Raw genomic sequence first — 17,837 nt, 5'->3', positions numbered from 1 at the left:
GGGCGCAGGGAAGGCCGGGTGCCGACAGGCACCCGCGGTCCGCTGCGCGACATGCGCACGCAGGAAGAACCGCACAGCAGCATACAGGTGGTGCCGATCACTCGGCCTTCCCTGCGCGATGGTCGGACGGCTTATGCCGTGCTCTCCCGGGAGCCGAACTTTCCTTCTGGCCTCCCTCGCCCCGCGAATTGGATGATGCAGTCCGCCCGGTCGGGCTCGCTCGCACCTTCGCAGACAGCTTGACCGTGGCAACGACGGCCAGGACCACACGGTTTTGCCGTACGCACGGCCCGCCATGTCGCCGCAGTATTCCCAGCCCTGTCGACAAAGCTGGAAACTTACAGGCGAGACGAAGCCTGGCAGCGCCGTCGTCCGCACGCGGTTACGGGCTCACAGGGACTACCCGCCCTGCCCGCACCTCTCGCGCCGACGCTGCCGCGTCCACCGCAGACCCGGCTCGCGAAAATGACGACCTCATGATCGCCCCTCTTGAGTGAGCCGGGATGCACGACCCATACGCCGAAACCGAATTTCGGTAAAGTGGAATATTTTCGCGCTAGTGGATTGACAGAGGGCGACACAGGCGCGATGCCGTAGCCCGGATCAGCGCCTTGTCCGCGGCAGCTCGAAAAGCGAAGGCGGAAGAGACGTCCGGATCTTTACGAGCGGAATCCGGGTATCGCTGCGCTCACCGCGACTACGAGAGAACCGACGCAGCAAAAAGGGCGGCCCAAACACCGCCCTTTCTCCTGCAACCCAATCCGGGCGGCGTCAAAAACGATCGTTCAATACGGCGCGTAACGGTAGCCCGGATCGTAATAGAAAGGACTGCCGCCGTAGCCGGAACCGCCGTAATAGCCGTGCCCGCCGTAGTAAGGACGTGAGCCGTAATAATAGCGGTTTTCGTAATAGTCGCGGCGTCGCTGCTCGGCGATCACCCCCCCGATGATGCCCGCCGCGGCGCCCATAACGGCGAGACCGGCAGCGTTCGACCCGCGCCGGTAGTAGCGGCGGCGATGTGCGCTGAAATCGGTGGCGGCGGAGGAGCCCTGCCCGGCCGCGACAGGCTTTGCGGATACCGGCTCCGCCGGCGAGGCAGCAGCCGAAGGCGACGCCGAAATTGCGACCAACGCCAGGCTTGTGAACGCGGCCAGCACCATGTTGCGGCCGGCTGCAGAAATCACGGGTCTAACAGTCATTTTGACCTTCCTATGCCTTTGCCTAAGTTCTTGCCCAGCGAAGAGATACGCAAACCGCATTGAATCCGCAAACCATCGAGCTGGTTTCACGTTCGCGGCAATCTGCCACGCTTTGAACGATTGTAAACGTACGACCAAATCGCAGCTTGAACCACCGAACCTGAGCGGATAATGAACGGCTGCGCCGTTTTCCGGTCGCCGTAAGCGTTTTACGTGAACCAACGCATCAACCGACGCCGTCGGGATCGATGCCGTTTTGCAGGGTTCAACGTGACCGACGCGTCCTTTTCCTCAAGAGAAATCAGATGATTGCTGTTCGCAAACTGCCGGCGCGCTATGCGCCGATCGTGATGCCATTCGTGCTGTCCGTTCTCATGACGGCCGTGGTGTCGGTCATTTCGACGCTTCGGAGCCTGGGGCCAACGCCGGCATTCCTCGCGACGTGGCCAGGTGCCTGGGCCCTGTCCTGGCTGGTCGCCTTTCCAACGCTGCTCGTCGTGCTGCCGATGGTCCGGCGCATCGTGGCCTGCCTCGTCGCAGCCCCATCCGGCCGGTAGAAGTCGCCTACGACAGCGCCCCCAGCACGCCGCGCGTCGCCTTGTCGATCTCCTCGACATAGCGGCGGCGCGCGAAGGTTTCGGTGAGGAATCCGATCACCTTGCGGCTGTCGGTGGAATCGACCACCGCCAGCATTTCGGCCTCGGCCTCGTCGAACACCGCCATCGCCGACTTCACGTTCATTTCCGGGATCAGCACGATGTCGATCAGGCGGGCGAGCTCGATCACCTGGATCTCGTCGGCGATGGTGTCGAGGTCGCCGGAGAACAAATCGGGCAGCAGGACGAGGCCGACATATTCGTCGACATTGTTGACGATGACGATACCCGGCCGCGAGCCCAGCGCGAACTCGCGGCGTGCGGCGGCGATGGTCGTGGTCGAGGGCACCTTGCCGACGTCGGAGCGCATCAGCCGCTCGACCGTGAGATTGCGCAGCCAACCGACGTCGTTGGCGCTGCGGATGGTCTCGCCGCGCAGATGCAGCCGCCAGGTCGAGAAGGAATGGCCGAACATGAAGCGGACGCAGATCGAGGTGACGATGCAGCCGGCGAGCACCACGGCGGTGACGTCGACATTGCGCGTCATCTCGAGCACCAGGAACGACATGGTCAGGGGGCCGCCGACGATGGCAACGCCGAGCGTCGCCATGCCCGTCAGCATCGCGACCAGCGGATCGATCGCGAAGTTCGGGCTGATCAGGAGAAGCACTGCCGCGAAGAATTTGCCGATCAGGCTGCCCACGAACAGCGAGGCGAAGAACAGGCCGCCGCGGAAGCCCGAGGCGAGCGAGATCAGGCACGCGGTCACTTTCAAGGCGATGATCAGCGCGATCAGGCCGATCGTCATGTCGTGAAAGAGATCGAGCACCATGGCGCCGTGTCCGGCTGCCAGCACCTGCGGCGTGATGATGGCGAAGCCGCCGACGATGAGGCCTCCGATCACTGGACGCAGCCAGACCGGCATCCAGGCGAACAGGCGCTCGAACATCGGCGAAGAACGCATCACGGCGATGCCGACGCCGCTGGTGATGAGCGCGAGCCCGATCAGCGCCAGATATTGCTCGACGCCGACGGCGCTGACCTTGGGTATCTCCAGCGAGTACGGCGCGCCGCCGAGCCATTGCGCGGTCAGGGCGCCCGCGAGCGATGCCGCCAGGATCGGGGCGGCGCTGCCGACCGCATAGACGCCGACGATGAGCTCACAGGCGTAGAAGGCGCCGGTGATCGGGGCGCCGAACGCCGCCGCGATCGCGGCGGCAGCGCCGCAGCCAACCATCAGGCGCAAATCGTTGCGGCGCAGATTGAAGAACTTGCCGAGCTGCGAGGCGATACCCGAGCCGATCTGGGTATAGCCGGCCTCGAGGCCGACCGAGGCGCCGCAGCCGTTGGAGATCAGGGTCTGGCCCGACACCACCATGCTGTCGCGCATCGAGAGATTGCCGCCGCGCAGCGCGTTCGCCTCGATCGGGTCGACCGCGTTCGAGATCTTCATGCGCCGCCGCGACCATTCCATGATTCCGAGCGACAGCCCACCGAGTGCAGGCGCGATCAGTGCCGCCCACGGACTGACGCTCGCGTGAGCCGACAGGTGAACATCGACGGGAATCCCGTAGATCACCACATGCGCGAACTGCGCGATATGGGCCATCAGCGTCACGACCGCACCGGCCAGCGTGCCGATCACCAGCGCGAGCGGGATCAGGTAGAACTCGTTGCTGCGCAAGAGAGCGCGCAGCCGAACCATGGTGCGGTTCGTCCCCTTGCGATCGACGAGATGCCTGATCCGCACGAACACCTTCTGCCTGCCCTACCCTTCCGACAGGCCGTAGCCGGCCATGCGCCGGCGGACCCGTTCGATCTCGTCGCTGGGAAGCAGCGGCGGTTGTCCGATCTGGAGGCAGCCGTGATCCTGCCGCGCCAGCGGCTCGACTTCGACGGCGAGCCAATAGGTCGGATGCGCATGCACCACGGCGTTGACGTCGGGACGCGACTCCAGGATGTCGCGATGAAACCGCCATTCGCTCGACGGCTTCTGATCGGGCGCGTGTGCGCCGTCCATGGCCGTGAAGACGATCTGGTCCGGCGTCATGGCCTCGTAAGGCACGCTGGTCGGCGTGACCAGAAGCCCGTCCACATGTCGGACGCTGATATTGCCCGAGGTGCCCTGGTTGATGCCGAGCGCGTTCATGCGCCGGCAAGCGTCGATGATGGCCTGTCTCTTGGCGAGCTCGTCCGCAGTCATCGACATCCCGATTTCCTGACGATGGTCTTGTTGGACCGGAAGTACGTCAAACCAACATGGCAGTGCAAGCGAAAGCGACCCAAAATCAATGGATTCACTGATTGTCGCAGCCCTGTGACAGGTTGGTCCGGACGGCCGCAATCCCGTCGATCACGAACTGGACGGAATAGGCGGCGAGCAGCATGCGGAGAACGCGCGAGAGCACCGCATTTCCGGTGCGCGCGATCCGGTGAGCCGAAGCAGAGCACAGCGCGAAGTCGAGCACGGGCCGGCGTGGTCCTCGGACGCTGGAACGATGGCTTCCGGGCAGACTTAGCCTAGGCCACCGCTTTGCAATCAGTGGAGACGACAATGAGCGACAGTGGAATCGGAATGCTTCTTGGCCAGCTCTCGGCCAACCTGCTCTGGCTCTGGTTCATCGGAGCCTTCCTGCTCGGTGCGGTCCTCGTCTACGGGGTGATGAAGGCCGGCCACCTCAGGCGCGGCGAGCGGGCACAGCTCGATCGCGCGACGGAGGAGCGACAGCGCCAGGAAGATCCCTACAAGCGCCCGACCTGAGCGACCGCTCCGCGCGCCGGTTGCAGTTAGGAACTTTCGTTACTGACGCGGCTTTGATCGCCTGAGGATTGAGGAGGGCGAGGCCTTCCCGTGTCACCTCAAGAGGAGGACGTATGGCCAAACGAACCAAGAAGCGCACATCCAAGAAGACCGCGGCTCGGCGGCCGCGTCAGGCGCCGAAGATGCTCAGCGACCTGTTTGTGGAGACGCTGAAGGACATCTATTTCGCCGAGAACAAGATCATCAAGACCTTGCCCAAGATGGCGAAGGCAGCGCAATCGAAGGAGCTGGCCGCCGCCTTCAACAAGCACCTGCGCGAGACCCAGGGCCAGGTCAAGCGGCTGGACCAGATCTTCAAGATGCTGGGCAAGCCTGCCCGCGGCAAGCCGTGCGAAGCCATCAACGGCATTACCGACGAGGGCGCCGAGATCATGAAGGAGTTCAAGGGCGCGCCGGCGCTCGATGCGGGACTGCTCGCGGCCGCCCAGGCGGTGGAGCATTACGAGATCTCCCGCTACGGCACCTTGCGCACCTGGGCCGAAGAGCTCGGCATGCCGGACGCGGCAAGGCTGCTGCAGGCGACGCTGGACGAGGAAGAGGCGACTGATCACACGCTGACCGAGCTCGCGACGTCCGTGATCAACCTCGAGGCCGAAGAAGAGTACCGCGCGGCGGCCTGACGCCCTGCGTGACCCGACGATGGAACGCCGCGGCCCGGGCCGCGGCGTTCGTTTTTCAATCGCACGACGGCGCATGGCACGTCAGCGCCGGCGGACTGGATTTCCGGGGAACCAGCCCCATATGCAGGCTTCCCCACCCCCGAGCCCCGCATCATGCAACCGAAAAATCCCCTCGACTGGATGCTGTCCGAAGCCCTCGACTCGTTGACCCGCGCCGACCGGCTGCGTCAGCAGTTCGGCCGCCAGGAAGCCTGCTGGGAGCCGCCGATCGACGTGCTCGAGACCGAGCATGAGCTTCTGATCCTGGTGGCGCTTCCCGGTGTCAATCCGGACAATGTCGAGACTGTCATCCATGACGGCGTGCTCGTCGTCTCCGGCCAGCGCACCCTGCCCCCGGAGCTCCGCAACGCCCGCATCCACCGGCTCGAGCTGCCGCAGGGGCGTTTTGAGCGCCGCATTGCATTGCCCCTCGGCCGCTACGCCATCAGCCGCTTCGTGATGGACGGCTGCGTCGCGCTGCGCCTTGCCAAATCCTGAGGTCGATCATGGCCACCGAACAGATGAACAACGAACAGACCAGTAACGACGTGAAGATCCCCGACGACGCGCTGATCATCATCCCCGTGCGCGAGATGGTGCTATTCCCAGGCGCCATCGCGCCGATCACGATCGGCCGTGCCAAGTCCATCGCCGCCGCGCAGCAGGCGCTGCGCGAGCAGCGGCCGGTCGGCATCGTCCTGCAGCGCAGCCCCGAGACCGAGGAGCCCGGGCCGGACGACCTCTACCGGGTCGCGACCATCGCCAACATCGTGCGCTACATCACCGCGCCCGACGGCACCCATCACATCGTCTGCCAGGGCGTGCAGCGCGCGCGCATCCTCGACTTCCTGCCGGGAACGCCGTTCCCGGCCGCGCGGATCCAGCAGATCCCCGAGCCGACCGCGAATTCGCCCGAGATCGAGGCGCGCGCGCTGAATCTGCAGCGCCAGGCGATCGAGGCGATCGAGCTGCTGCCGCAGGCGCCGCCCGAGCTGGCCGCGATGTTCCAGGGCACCAGTGCGCCCGGCGCGCTGGCGGATCTGGCGACCTCGTTCATGGACATCAAGCCGCAGGACAAGCAGGAGGTGCTGGAGACCATCGACCTCGCCTTGCGCGTCGAGAAGGTGTCGAAGCACCTGGCCGAGCGGCTGGAGGTGCTGCGCATCTCCAACGAAATCGGCCAGAAGACCAAGGCCTCCTTCGACGAGCGGCAGCGCGAGGCGATCCTGCGCGAGCAGATGGCGACCATCCAGCGCCAGCTCGGCGAAGGCGACGGCAAGGCGACCGAGGTCGCCGAGCTGACCGCTGCGATCGCCAAGGCCAACATGCCGCCCGAGGCGGACGCGCACGCCAAAAAGGAGCTGCGCCGCTATGAGCGCATGCCCGAGGCTGCCGGCGAGGCCGGCATGGTCCGCACGTACCTGGATTGGCTGATCGAGCTGCCCTGGGCGCTGCCCGCGGAGAAGCCGATCGACATCAAGGAGGCGCGAGCCATCCTGGATGCCGACCATTTCGGCCTGGAGAAGATCAAGAGCCGGATCATCGAATATCTGGCGGTGCGCAAGCTGGCGCCGCAGGGCAAGGCGCCGATCCTGTGCTTCGTCGGCCCGCCCGGCGTCGGCAAGACCTCGCTCGGACAATCCATCGCCCGCGCGATGGACCGCCCCTTCGTGCGCGTCAGCCTGGGCGGCGTGCACGACGAAGCCGAGATCCGCGGCCACCGGCGCACCTATATCGGCGCGCTGCCCGGCAACATCATCCAGGGCATCAAGAAGGCGGGCTCACGCAACTGCGTCATGATGCTGGACGAGATCGACAAGATGGGCCGCGGCGTGCAGGGCGATCCGTCGGCCGCCATGCTGGAGGTGCTCGACCCCGAGCAAAACGGAACGTTCCGGGATAATTACCTGGGCGTGCCCTTCGACCTGTCGCGCGTGGTGTTCATCGCGACCGCCAACATGCTGGACCAGATCCCGGGTCCGCTCCTGGACCGCATGGAGCTGATCAGCCTCGCCGGCTACACTGAGGACGAGAAGCTGGAGATCGCGCAGCGCTATCTGGTGCGGCGGCAGCTCGAGGCGAACGGACTCTCCGCCGAGCAGGCCGAGATCGAGCCGGATGCGTTGAAGCTGGTGGTCAAGGGTTACACCCGCGAGGCCGGCGTGCGTAACCTCGAGCGCGAGATCGGCAAGCTGTTCCGTCATGCCGCGGTGCAGGTCGCCGAGGGTACGGCGACGAAGGTCGTGGTGGGCGCGAAGGACATCGCCACCGTGCTCGGCCAGCCGCGCTTCGAAGGCGAGATCGCGCAGCGCACCAGCATTCCGGGCGTGGCCACCGGCCTTGCCTGGACGCCGGTCGGCGGCGACATCCTGTTCATCGAGGCATCAAAGGTGCCCGGCAAGGGCGGGATGATCCTGACCGGTCAGCTCGGCGAGGTCATGCGCGAGAGCGTGCAGGCTGCGCTGACGCTGGTGAAGAGCAAGGCGCCGCAGCTCGGCATCGATCCGTCACTGTTCGAGAAGAGCGACATCCACGTTCACGTTCCCGCGGGCGCGACTCCGAAGGACGGTCCGAGCGCGGGCGTTGCGATGTTCACGGCGCTGACGTCCCTGCTCACCAACCGCACGGTGCGCAGCGATACCGCCATGACCGGCGAGATCTCGCTGCGCGGACTGGTGCTGCCGGTCGGCGGCATCAAGGAGAAGGTGGTGGCTGCGGCCGCTGCCGGGTTGAAGCGGGTGATGCTGCCGGCGCGCAACAAGCGGGATTACGACGACATCCCGAAGAGCGCGCGGGACAACCTCGAATTCATCTGGCTGGAGCGCGTCGATGAAGCCATCGCCGCGGCGCTCGAGCCGGTCGAGGTCCAAGCCGATGCAAAGGTCGAGGCGGCGGAGTGAATGCGATGAAGAAACGGCTGGAAAATGCAAAGCGGTCGCGGACAACGCAGCGGCTACGCCGGCTGCTCGATCGCGCCATCGACCGGGTCCGCGATGCGCTGGCGGCGTCCGGGCCGCAGCTTCAACCCGTTCCTGTCCGGGTGAAGCGCCGCAAGGGTTGAGCCCTCCGTCTCAGGCCCTCGCGGCTGCCCCAAACAAAAGGCCCCCTCCTAGCCGAGGGGGCCTTTGCGTCGTTAGCCCACGGCGTCCTTGGCGGCCTTGACCGGGCGGGCGCGGACGATCTTCCGGGCCGGCTTGGCCTTGAACATCATCTCTTCACCCGTGAACGGGTTGGTGCCCTTGCGTGCCTTGGTCGCGGGCTTCTTGATGACCACGAACTTGGCGAAGCCCGGCACCAGGAACAGGCCGTTCTTCTTGAGCTCCTTGTGACCGACGTCGGTCAGCGTTTCCATGACGCTCTTGACGTCGCGCTTGGAAAGCTCGGTGGCGGTCGCAATCTTTTCGATCAACTGCGATTTGGACATTTGGGTTGCCATCGTGTCTCCTCTGATTCGTTGGCGGTTGGATATTAGACCAACCGGCGAAGGCCTATAGCCTTCTGCACGGTTTTGTCGGGGTTTTACGGGCTTTTTTGGCCCTCTGTAGCAAAAAACCCTGCTTTTTAGCTACTTCCGGCGCGGGAGAAGCTTCGGGCAGCGGATTTTGCCTTGTTTCAAAGGCCCGCACGCCATCCTGCTAGAACTGATTCGCCGCTTTCGACAAGCGGCGACCGGCCTCTTTGTGAAAGGCTGGTCGTGTTTCACCCTGAAAAATAAGGGTCGGACGCATATCGCCGGTCTTCCTCCCCGTAAAAACAGGGAGAAAGTGGCGGGCGATCGGTCAGATGCGCTCGATGATGACGGCGGGCGCCATGCCGCCGGCGGCGCACATGGTGACGAGACCACGTTTGAGATCGCGCCGTTCGAGCTCGTCGAGCACGGTGCCGATCAGGATCGAGCCCGTGGCGCCGATGGGATGGCCGAGCGCGATCGATCCGCCATTGACGTTGACCTTGGCGCGATCGAGCCGGAGGTCGCGGATGTATTTTTCCGCCACCACCGCAAACGCCTCGTTGATCTCGAACAGGTCGATGTCGTCGACGGTGAGGCCGGCCTTCGCCAGCACCTTGCGCGTGGCCGGCACCGGCGCGTTCAGCATCAGGGTCGGCGAATCCCCCATGTTCGCCATCGCGACGACGCGGGCGCGAGCCTTCAGGCCATGCGCCCTGGCGTAGGCGGGCGAGGCCAGCAGGATCGCGGCGGCGCCGTCGACGACCCCGGAAGAGTTGCCGGCGTGGTGCACGAAATCGATCTCGAGGTCCGGGTATTTCTGCAGGATCAGGCCACGATAGGTCGTGCCCTTGTCGTCGAGCGCGTAGTCGGCGACCGCGGGGAATGCCGGCTTCAAGCTGCCCAGGCCTTCCATCGTGGTCTGCGGCCGCGGATACTCCTCGTGGTCGAGCGCGAGGCTGCCGTCCTCGCGGTGGACGGGCACGAGGCTCTTCTTGAAGTGCCCGTTCACGATCGCATGGGCCGCGCGCTTCTGGCTCTCCAGCCCGAGCGCGTCGACATCCCTTCGCGTGATGCCCTCCAGCGTGGCAATCGCGTCAGCGCAGACGCCCTGATGCGACTGCGGATGCTTTGCCCGCAGGCGCAGATTGCCGTTGTCCATCATCATCGGACCCGAGCCGCGGCGTCCCTCCATCGACATCATCTCGCAGCCGCCGGCGATGACGAGGTCTTCCGCGCCCGCCATGATCGAGGCGGCCGCCATGTTGACGCTGGTGATGCCGCTGCCGCAGAAGCGGTCCAGCGTCACGGCGCTGGCGCGCACGTCATAGCCGGCATCGAGCGCCGACATCCGCCCGAGATCGCCGCTTTGCGTCGCGACCTGCGCGCTGCAGCCCCAGACGATGTCGTCGACGTCGGCCGTGTCGATGCCGGTGCGCTCCGCGAGCGCGCGCAGCACGGTTGCGCCGAGCTGCTGCGGATGAATGCCCGACAGCGCTCCCTTGCCGGCCTTGCCGACGCCGCGCGGGGTCCGGCAGGCATCGATGATGAGTGCATCGGTCATGGGCGTTGTCCTCTTTGTTGTCAGTGTTGAGGACGGTTCTGAATAAGGGCGAGAGGAGAGTCAATGCGGGGCGTTTGCACCCGCCACCCGGAATTCCGCCGCACGTAAAATTGAGCCGATCGCATACGGCCTGAATGATCGGCCCGAAACAGTCGACGTCATGGCCGGGCTTGTCCCGGCCATCCACGCCTTGCTACTACGCACGAAGAACGTGGATGCCCGGGACAAGCCCGGGCATGACGACCTCAACGAGGATAGAGTTCACACCCCCGCCGCGTTCTTCACGATCACGTTGCGATAGAAGCTGGCGCTGAGTTTCGGCGTGCGGACCTGGGTGTCGAAATTGACGTGGTAGAGTCCGAAGCGCTTGTTCAGCCCGTACACCCACTCGAAATTGTCCATCAGGCTCCAGAGGAAATAGCCGCGCACCGGCACGCCTTCGGCGGTGGCGCGCTGGAGCTGGGCGAGATAGTTGCGCAGGTACATGATGCGGTCGGTGTCGTAGATCTTGCCGTCCGGCGTCACGACGTCGTCGCCGGAGGTGCCGTTCTCGCTGATATAGATCGCATCGGTCTTCCAGATCTTCGCCGCCAGCTTCGGCACCCAATAGAGCGTCTCGGGACCGACGCGGAGCCAGTCCGAATTCATGTGCGGGAACGATTTCGGGATCGGCAGCGGCATGAACCCCGCGCCCTGGTCGGACGCCACCACGTAGTTCTGCGGCGCGTAGATGTTAAGGCCGAGGAAATCGACCGGCGAGGAGATGATCTTCAGCTCCGCATCGGTGTATTTCGGCGCGTTGGCGCCGGCGTATTTCAGGAAGGCGTCGGTGTAGCGCCCCGTCATGATGACGTTGAGATAGCCCGCATTCATCTCGCGCAGCGCGATCTCGGCAGCACGGACGTTCTCAGGCGTGTCGATCGCGGGGGCACAGGCGTCGATATTCTCTGCCGGCCCCACTCTCGTGCCGCGCCGGCCATGGGCGCGCACCGCCTGGACCGCGAGCCCGTGCGCCAGCGCACTGTTGTGCCTGATCTGGTTGACCTCGGCTTGCGGCAGCGTCAGGCCCGGCGCATCGATGCCGGTGCCGTAACCGAAATAGACGAAGCGGCCGCTCTCATTCAGAGTGAACACGTTCTTGACGCGGTCGGTCAGATGCTTCGCGACATGAGCCGCATAGTCGCCGAAGATCTTGCAGGTCTCCGTCGAGCGCCAGCCGCCGAAGCGATCCTGAAGCGATTGCGGCAGGTCCCAATGATAGAGCGTCAGCCACGGCTCGATGCCGTTCTTCAGGAGCTCGTCAATGAGCCGGTTGTAGAAATCGAGCCCCTTCGGATTCGGCCTGCCGTCGCCGTCCGGAAACAGCCGCGGCCAGGCCACCGAGAACCGGTAGGCCTTGCAGCCGAGCGCCTTGATCAGCGCGATGTCCTCCTTGTAGCGGTGATAATGCTCATTGGCGCGGTCGCCCGTGGTGCCGTCCTCGATCTTGCCGGGGATGCGCACGAACTTGTCCCAGATCGAGGCCCCCCGGCCGTCCTCGTCAACCGCACCCTCGACCTGGTAGGACGAGGTCGCCGTGCCCCAGAGGAAGCCCGCGGGAAAGCCGCTTCCGCCGCGCGGCGGCGGTGCCGGCCTGGCCTCGACGGCCTCGAGAGGATTTGCAATCCCGGCTGCGGACAACCCCGCCAGCTTGGCAAACTGGCGGCGCGAGACCGTATCCGTCATCAATGATGCTCCTCTTCTCTCTTTCGGGCCGGCACAATGGACATTTCCAGGCCATTTGAGAAGCGGTGCCGGGCACTCAGAACGGTAGAAGGTGTGGCAGGCAAAATGTCGCGCCCATTCCGAGATGAACGCCTCTCCAATTCAGTATGTCGATTCTAGCGTCGGCTTGTTCCGATTGAACCGACCACAACCTGCATCAGCCACGCGATGCCGGCGTCTCTCATCGCGGCCTTGGTGGCGACGGCCCGGATCGTATCCGCCTTGCGGGCGAAAGGCAGCTCGACGAATACCAGGCCGAAGCGGCCGGCATACTGCTCCATCAGTCGGCGTGGCAATGCCGCGATCAGATCGGATTCCGAAAGCTGGGCCAGCGCCATCATGAAGTTCGGAACGGTCAGGGCGATGCGGCGTTCGAGGCCGCGCTTGGCCAACATCTCATCGACGAAGCCGCGCGGCTCACCACTGAGAGAGACCAGCAGGTGCTGCGATTGCGCGAATGCAGCATGGCTGACCGCTCTTGCCAAGGAATGTCCCTTGCGCATGGCCAGCACGAAATCCTCCTCGTAAAGCCTGCGCGCCTCGAAACGAGGTGATACCGCCAGCAGCGGCAGCATCGCGATGTCGAGCTCGCGTCTTTCGAGCATGTCGAGATTCTCCTGCCAAGGCTCTCCGATCGCGCCGGCGCGCGGCGCCGGCATCAGGTGGACCAGCCCGATGTCAATGTGAGGCGCCGCAGTCGCAATCGATCGCAGGAGCGGACCGACTGCCGAGACCAGTACGGCATCGGGAGCGCCAATGATGAACCGGCGACTGCTTGTCTTCGGGTCGAACGGTGCGGCCGAGCCGATCAATCGTTCGATGCGTGCGACGATCTCGGCCACGGGCTCCCCAAGCTCCAGCGCCCGCGCCGTCGGAACCACACCCTTCGGTGTGCGCAGAAACAGCGGGTCATTCAGCAGAAGCCGGAGCCGGCCAAGCGCATGGCTTACAGCCGACGGCGTCAGGCTCAGCCGGGCGGCTGCCCGACCGACATGACGTTCTTCCAGGACCACGCGGAAGAGCACGAGGAGATTCAGATCAATCCTGGATAGATCAATTTGGTTCAGCATGTTGCTGAAATCATATCGCTGGATTCATCGAGATCAAGACTTCATGGATGGGCACCCGTCGACCAGGAACTGCACAATGACCAAGAAGACGTCCGGACAGAGCAGATCGGCATCCAGGCAGGAAAAGATGTCGCGGCGCGCGATGATGGCCGCCGCGGCTGCAGTTCCTCTGGTTCAGCTTTCGGCCGACGCAGCCGCCGGGCCCGAGGTGACAGCGAACCTCATCGAACGCGCGCGCCGTAAGAATGCCGCCTTCATGCGGGGCGACATGGATCGCTGGCTCCAGCTTGTTCGCATCGCACCGGATTTCACGTTGATGCAGCCCTTTGGCGGGCCCGCCAGTCGCGGATTTGACGCCAGCCCCAAACGCTTGGCTGACCTATCGCGATACTTCAGGAAGGGCGAAACCGACCTTGAGGTCGTGCAAACGCTTGCGTCGGACACGCTTGTCGTACTTGTCATGGTGGAACATCAGCGCGCCGAAGTCGGCGGATTGGCCGCTCAAGACTGGTCGCTCCGCGTCACTGAAGTCTACCGCAAGGACGGCATGGATTGGCAGCTCGTGCACCGCCATGCGGATCCGCTGGTCCGCAGCGTCACCCTGCAGCAAGCGGCGCTACTCGCCCGGGGCGGGTTGGAGAAAGAATAGTGTCCCTTGCCTCGCTGGTTCTGCCGGTCAGCCGTTTCAGAATGTCCCCAGCAGTCCGCCTGAGGTTTCTCAGCGCGAGCGCTTCGGCAGCTTCGGGAGCTTGCCGGGGTTGAACGCCGGGCGCTGCGCCGCCTCGTCATGTGCCGGCTGCTTTTGTTCCGTCAGGATGAGCGTGCCCTGGAGGATCATCCCCGGCACTTGCTGTGCCGTCGCGGTGTAAGTCGCGATCTTGCCGGGGCAGTTTCCCTCGATATCCAAAATGAGTTCGTCTTCCACGCCGAACACCGTGGCTCGTCCGTCGGTATGGCGCTTCGTCGATACCGTGGCGGTGAAGCGATCTCCATCGACCTGACACGAGCCGTGATAGGTCATCAGGCTGTCACGGCCCCAGATCTGTCCGTCCGCGACATGGACGATGCCGGTCCCCTGGTCGAGCGGCGTCTTGTACCACGCCGCATATGTCCCGTCCTTGAGCATGGGAGCAGTCTTCCTTGGCCATTCCCCAGGACAATCCGCACGATTAGCGCTAAGAAAGCGTTAATCACGCGGCCCGTGCCATTCCGGACGCTGCTTGCGCAGCTCGGCTTCAAGCTCCTCGACGATGCCGTGAAGCAGACACGCGGCGAGCGGATCCGTAACCTCCCGTTCCAAACGCCGATAACGCGCGATCTGGCATTCCTGCTCTCTCAATTGGCGCTCTGTCATCACACCGGCCCTCCGACAGACTGACGCGGAGAAGCCCGAGGGGTTTCGTTAAAATTTTCGGATCATTTGAGATGGTTTCTGATTGGTAAAGACAACGCGGCGCGGTGCGTGGCCAAATCATCCCGGCCGGCCTCGCCCCTAAAGCGCGATGCGATTAGGATGAATCGTCATCGCGCTTTAGGTTGTTGTTTGAGCATGATCTTTTCGGAAAACCGCTGCGCACTTTTCCGGATCATGCTTTAAGCGGACAGACGAAGCCAGACATCCTTGCTTGCCAGCGTGCCATCCGGCGTGGCGATCTCCATGTCCACGACGTGCAGGGAGCCGGGCTCGTCTGCATAGATGTACCTGAGGTGCCACACGAGACCCAGGTCCGGTGAAATGACGAAATCGTCCAATGCGTCGGTGATATCCCGAACGGCCTCGCGGTGCGTCAAGGGCGCGGAGAACATCGCGTCGATCAAGTCGGCGAGGCTCATGCCCTCGACGAGCATGAATCGCGCGACCTCGTCACCGTAGGCGTGCCGAAGCGCTGAAACGATCGAAGCGACGGCATCCGGATTCTTCAACGACACGGCAAAGCGGGCCTCCGGAGCCATCATGCCGGAGGCGGAATATTCTGCAAGCTCAGCGAGCGCAACCGCGGAACAAGGGGCGCGGCCTCCGGCCGCGGCGCCCGGTGGCAGAACTTCCGGCAGCTCGCCTTACCGAGTGCGGGCCCGGACCGTACCGACGCGGCAGCCGTCGTTAGAACGTCACCCGCATCCCGGCATAGAACGCGCGCGGCCTTGCAGGGCTGAGCGAGCGAGGGTCGGTGAAGTCGGCGCCGCCATTGGTGAAGTTGGGCAAGGCATCGCGGTCGAAGAATTGGCCGTAGGTCACATAGCGCTTGTCGAACACGTTGTCGACGCGGCCGTAGAGGTGGACGTTCTTCGCGACCTGGTAGGAGGTGTGGAGATTGAAGACCGTATAGGAAGGCAGCTTTGCGTACTGGTTCGACTCGTCGCCGACTAGAAATTGATCGGAGACGAACAGCGCATTGCCGCCCACCTTCCAGACGTCGGTCACGGCGTAGTCGACGCCGACCTTGACGCGGTGGCGCGGGACCGCGGGGATCTGGTTGCCGGGCCGGACCTGGATCGTCTCGGTGGCCGGGTCGGCAAACGGGCTTTCGGAGCCAAGCTCGAGCGGGTCAAGGTAGCGTGCGTCGACGAAGGCGTAGCTCGCCTGGAACTGAAGCGTGGGCGACTTGATGTTGACTTCGGCCTCGAGCCCCTGCCGCCTTGTCCGGCCGACATTCGTGAAATAGCCGAAGCCGGTCCGGCCAACGACCGGCACCGCCATGATGTCGTCGTGATTGGTGGCGCGAAAGCCGCCAATCTTCCATCCGAGCGTGCCGATGTTCAGCTCCTTGGTGCCGCGGAAGCCGGCCTCCACGGTCTTGGAGACGACCTGCTTGAGCGGCGGATCGGAGACCAGAAACGCCGCGATCAGACAGGGGCGGGCTGGATCGGAGCAGCCGAGCTCGAGCGGCGTCGGCACGCGGTTGGCCTCGGAATAGCCGGCATAGGCTGTCAATCCGGGCGTGATCTTGTAGGTGCCGCCGATGACCGGATTGAAGCGCATGAACGTGTGGTCGCCGTTGAGCGCAGTCCCGAGCTGATCTTCCAAGGTGATCCGCGCCGCATTGAAGCGGCCGCCGCCCGTGACAGCGAAGGCGTCCGTGACGTTGAACGTATCCATCGCGTAGAGGCCGTTATATTGGTTGACGGTTCGCAGCGAGACGGGGCCGGCGATGGGGTCCGCGGCGGGAGTTGGACCGAGGAAAACGCCGCCGCCGCTGACGACGTAGTTCTCTCCCATCGAGCCGATCTCGGAGCTGGCGTTGTAACGCGTGACGCCGGCGTCATAGGTTGCGCCGACCACGAAGCGGTTGTCATGACCGAACAGTTGATCCGTGTTGGTGGCTTGCCCGGACACGCCGAATGTCGTCGAACGGATCGAGCCCCGGTCGATCGCGCCGAGGATCGTTCCCGGCGCAAAGGGATTGGCAAGCTGCACGCCGCCAGCGCCGTTGGCAGGTGTGGTGTCATCGCCAAAGCAGAGCAACGCCGGATTCGCAGCACACTCCTCCGCGTCGGTCGGATTGCCGTCGACGATGTTCTGCTCGAACCTGCGCACATGGGCGGTGCCTTCAAACGTCCAGGTCGGCGTCGCGTCGACCTTTCCGGTCAGGTTGAGATAGCCGACGCGGTTGGAGGTGGTCTGCGGTGTGGTGTAGGTGGCGCCCCAATATTTATCCAGCAGCTCGGCCGGGACGATGGCGCTGGCGCCGAAATGGTTCTTGGCCACTCCCATGTTGACGTGGAACTCGCTGTCGCCGCCCCTGTAGCCGACATCGCCGTAGAAGCGCCGCACCTCCGATTGCGAGAAGTTGCGGAAGCCGTTGTCGCGCACGCCTTCGAGCGCGCCATAGACGGCGTAGTTCTGATCGACCTGCTTGCCCCATTGCGCCGACCCCTGAATGCGGCCGAACGAGCCGCCCATGATGTCGAGCTCCGTGCCCTGATAGGTGAAGCCGTCCTTCATTTGCAAATTGAGCGCGCCGCCCAGCGCGTTGAGGCCGAAGGCTGGATTGTTGGTCACCAGCGTCACCGACCTGATCGCGGCGGTCGGGATCAGGTCCCAGTTGACGGCGTCGGAGAAGGCTTCGTTGATGCGGACGCCATTCTGGTACACGGCGAGGCCCTGCGGCGTGCCCACGACCGGAGAAGCGACGAAGCCGCGGAACTCGATATCCGGCGTGAAGGGGTTGCCGGTGACCTCGCTGATATTGACGCCGGCGATGTTGTCGCGCAGCGCATCGGTGACGTTCAGCGAACCCGTACGCTTGATTTGATTGGCGTCGACGGCATTGATCGCCGACGGAACCTTGTCGACGTCGAGACCCCTGCCGGTACCCGGCGAGGTCGGATAGACATAGAGCCGCGTTCTCGGGGCAGCAGACCCGGGCACACCGATACGCGCGACCGGCCGCGAGGGCGCCGCACGCCGCGTTGCCGTCGGAGGTGCAGTCACCTCGACCGGTGGCAGGTTCTGGACGTTGGTCTCTTCGTCCGGAGCGGCCCCGGCAGGGCTCGCAAGGACCAACCCCGACAACAGCCCCGTCGACACCGAGGCCATCAACAAACCACGCTTCAACTTGCTCATCCCCTTCCCCATCCGTAACCACCGGCTGTTTTGATTTTCGCCGATTGGTCCGGACGAGTGTATTCGGCCGCGATGGGTGCGCCAGCCACAAAAGATCGGCAATATCCGCGCCCGTTCTCCCGATCAAATCGGGAATTTTTCCCGACCATTTC

Annotated in this window: 19 protein-coding genes; 7 read left to right on the top strand and 12 right to left on the bottom strand. The window is 64.3% G+C overall.

The features are described 5' to 3' along the window. Nucleotides 1–785: 785 nt before the first annotated feature. Nucleotides 786–1,199: a hypothetical protein gene (locus RX330_RS08875; RefSeq protein ID WP_212092094.1), complete on the bottom strand. Its 414-nt coding sequence runs from the start codon at nucleotides 1,197–1,199 to the stop codon at nucleotides 786–788. A 305-nt stretch (nucleotides 1,200–1,504) separates the two neighbouring features. On the opposite strand from RX330_RS08875, the gene RX330_RS08870 reads away from it, so the two are divergent. Then, on the top strand, nucleotides 1,505–1,756 hold the full coding sequence (locus tag RX330_RS08870; protein WP_317242751.1) for a DUF2798 domain-containing protein: 252 nt from the start codon (nucleotides 1,505–1,507) through the stop codon (nucleotides 1,754–1,756). Nucleotides 1,757–1,763: 7 nt separating this feature from the next. Here the strand turns inward: RX330_RS08870 and RX330_RS08865 are convergent, their stop codons facing one another. From RX330_RS08865 to RX330_RS08855, 3 genes are all read right to left on the bottom strand, one after another. After that, the gene (locus RX330_RS08865; RefSeq protein ID WP_212092092.1) at nucleotides 1,764–3,551 is read right to left on the bottom strand and encodes a chloride channel protein; all 1,788 of its coding nucleotides are present in this window, start codon (nucleotides 3,549–3,551) and stop codon (nucleotides 1,764–1,766) included. Between the two features lie 12 nt (nucleotides 3,552–3,563). Next, the gene (locus RX330_RS08860; protein ID WP_317242750.1) at nucleotides 3,564–4,004 is read right to left on the bottom strand and encodes a class II aldolase/adducin family protein; all 441 of its coding nucleotides are present in this window, start codon (nucleotides 4,002–4,004) and stop codon (nucleotides 3,564–3,566) included. An 88-nt stretch (nucleotides 4,005–4,092) separates the two neighbouring features. After that, on the bottom strand, nucleotides 4,093–4,263 hold the full coding sequence (locus RX330_RS08855; protein WP_317244060.1) for a hypothetical protein: 171 nt from the start codon (nucleotides 4,261–4,263) through the stop codon (nucleotides 4,093–4,095). Nucleotides 4,264–4,349: 86 nt separating this feature from the next. On the opposite strand from RX330_RS08855, the gene RX330_RS08850 reads away from it, so the two are divergent. From RX330_RS08850 to RX330_RS08830, 5 genes are all read left to right on the top strand, one after another. Continuing rightward, a complete protein-coding gene (locus tag RX330_RS08850) occupies nucleotides 4,350–4,556 on the top strand; it encodes a hypothetical protein (protein ID WP_212092090.1) in 207 nt (68 codons plus the stop codon). A 113-nt stretch (nucleotides 4,557–4,669) separates the two neighbouring features. Beyond that, nucleotides 4,670–5,236 carry a ferritin-like domain-containing protein gene (locus RX330_RS08845; protein WP_317242749.1) on the top strand — a complete coding sequence of 189 codons (567 nt, stop codon included), beginning with the start codon at nucleotides 4,670–4,672 and terminating at the stop codon, nucleotides 5,234–5,236. A 153-nt stretch (nucleotides 5,237–5,389) separates the two neighbouring features. Then, the gene (locus RX330_RS08840) at nucleotides 5,390–5,773 is read left to right on the top strand and encodes an Hsp20/alpha crystallin family protein (RefSeq protein WP_063202787.1); all 384 of its coding nucleotides are present in this window, start codon (nucleotides 5,390–5,392) and stop codon (nucleotides 5,771–5,773) included. 8 nt (nucleotides 5,774–5,781) lie between these two features. After that, nucleotides 5,782–8,175 carry an endopeptidase La gene (gene lon, locus RX330_RS08835; protein WP_317242748.1) on the top strand — a complete coding sequence of 798 codons (2,394 nt, stop codon included), beginning with the start codon at nucleotides 5,782–5,784 and terminating at the stop codon, nucleotides 8,173–8,175. A 5-nt stretch (nucleotides 8,176–8,180) separates the two neighbouring features. Next, the gene (locus tag RX330_RS08830) at nucleotides 8,181–8,336 is read left to right on the top strand and encodes a hypothetical protein (RefSeq protein WP_317242747.1); all 156 of its coding nucleotides are present in this window, start codon (nucleotides 8,181–8,183) and stop codon (nucleotides 8,334–8,336) included. Nucleotides 8,337–8,408: 72 nt separating this feature from the next. Here RX330_RS08830 and RX330_RS08825 read toward each other — a convergent pair whose 3' ends face one another. The 4 genes from RX330_RS08825 to RX330_RS08810 form a co-directional block, all read right to left on the bottom strand. Next, nucleotides 8,409–8,711, bottom strand: a complete 303-nt coding sequence (locus RX330_RS08825) for an HU family DNA-binding protein (RefSeq protein ID WP_094891268.1) — start codon at nucleotides 8,709–8,711, stop codon at nucleotides 8,409–8,411. Between the two features lie 343 nt (nucleotides 8,712–9,054). Then, on the bottom strand, nucleotides 9,055–10,287 hold the full coding sequence (locus tag RX330_RS08820; RefSeq protein WP_317242746.1) for an acetyl-CoA C-acetyltransferase: 1,233 nt from the start codon (nucleotides 10,285–10,287) through the stop codon (nucleotides 9,055–9,057). Between the two features lie 261 nt (nucleotides 10,288–10,548). After that, nucleotides 10,549–12,012, bottom strand: a complete 1,464-nt coding sequence (locus RX330_RS08815; protein WP_317242745.1) for a GH1 family beta-glucosidase — start codon at nucleotides 12,010–12,012, stop codon at nucleotides 10,549–10,551. Nucleotides 12,013–12,167: 155 nt separating this feature from the next. Then, the gene (locus RX330_RS08810) at nucleotides 12,168–13,121 is read right to left on the bottom strand and encodes a LysR family transcriptional regulator (RefSeq protein ID WP_212092081.1); all 954 of its coding nucleotides are present in this window, start codon (nucleotides 13,119–13,121) and stop codon (nucleotides 12,168–12,170) included. A gap of 76 nt (nucleotides 13,122–13,197) precedes the next feature. Here RX330_RS08810 and RX330_RS08805 point away from each other — a divergent pair, with 76 nt between their 5' ends. Further along, nucleotides 13,198–13,770, top strand: coding sequence for a YybH family protein (locus RX330_RS08805; protein ID WP_212092079.1), 573 nt, complete (start codon nucleotides 13,198–13,200; stop codon nucleotides 13,768–13,770). Nucleotides 13,771–13,839: 69 nt separating this feature from the next. On the opposite strand, the gene RX330_RS08800 is transcribed toward RX330_RS08805, so the two are convergent. The 4 genes from RX330_RS08800 to RX330_RS08785 all read right to left on the bottom strand — a co-directional run bounded on the left by RX330_RS08800 (nucleotide 13,840) and on the right by RX330_RS08785 (nucleotide 17,685). Next, complete coding sequence (locus RX330_RS08800) at nucleotides 13,840–14,247, bottom strand: hypothetical protein (RefSeq protein ID WP_212092077.1); 408 nt, start codon at nucleotides 14,245–14,247, stop codon at nucleotides 13,840–13,842. A 60-nt stretch (nucleotides 14,248–14,307) separates the two neighbouring features. Beyond that, the gene (locus tag RX330_RS08795) at nucleotides 14,308–14,475 is read right to left on the bottom strand and encodes a hypothetical protein (RefSeq protein WP_212092075.1); all 168 of its coding nucleotides are present in this window, start codon (nucleotides 14,473–14,475) and stop codon (nucleotides 14,308–14,310) included. 239 nt (nucleotides 14,476–14,714) lie between these two features. Further along, nucleotides 14,715–15,077: a hypothetical protein gene (locus tag RX330_RS08790; protein ID WP_317242744.1), complete on the bottom strand. Its 363-nt coding sequence runs from the start codon at nucleotides 15,075–15,077 to the stop codon at nucleotides 14,715–14,717. A gap of 145 nt (nucleotides 15,078–15,222) precedes the next feature. Continuing rightward, on the bottom strand, nucleotides 15,223–17,685 hold the full coding sequence (locus RX330_RS08785) for a TonB-dependent receptor (protein WP_317242743.1): 2,463 nt from the start codon (nucleotides 17,683–17,685) through the stop codon (nucleotides 15,223–15,225). Between the last annotated feature and the right edge of the window lie 152 nt (nucleotides 17,686–17,837).

Source organism: Bradyrhizobium sp. NDS-1 (assembly GCF_032918005.1).
GTDB lineage: Bacteria > Pseudomonadota > Alphaproteobacteria > Rhizobiales > Xanthobacteraceae > Bradyrhizobium > Bradyrhizobium tunisiense.
Note: the sequence above shows the minus strand (reverse complement) of the source record. Positions and strands in the feature narration are given on the sequence as shown.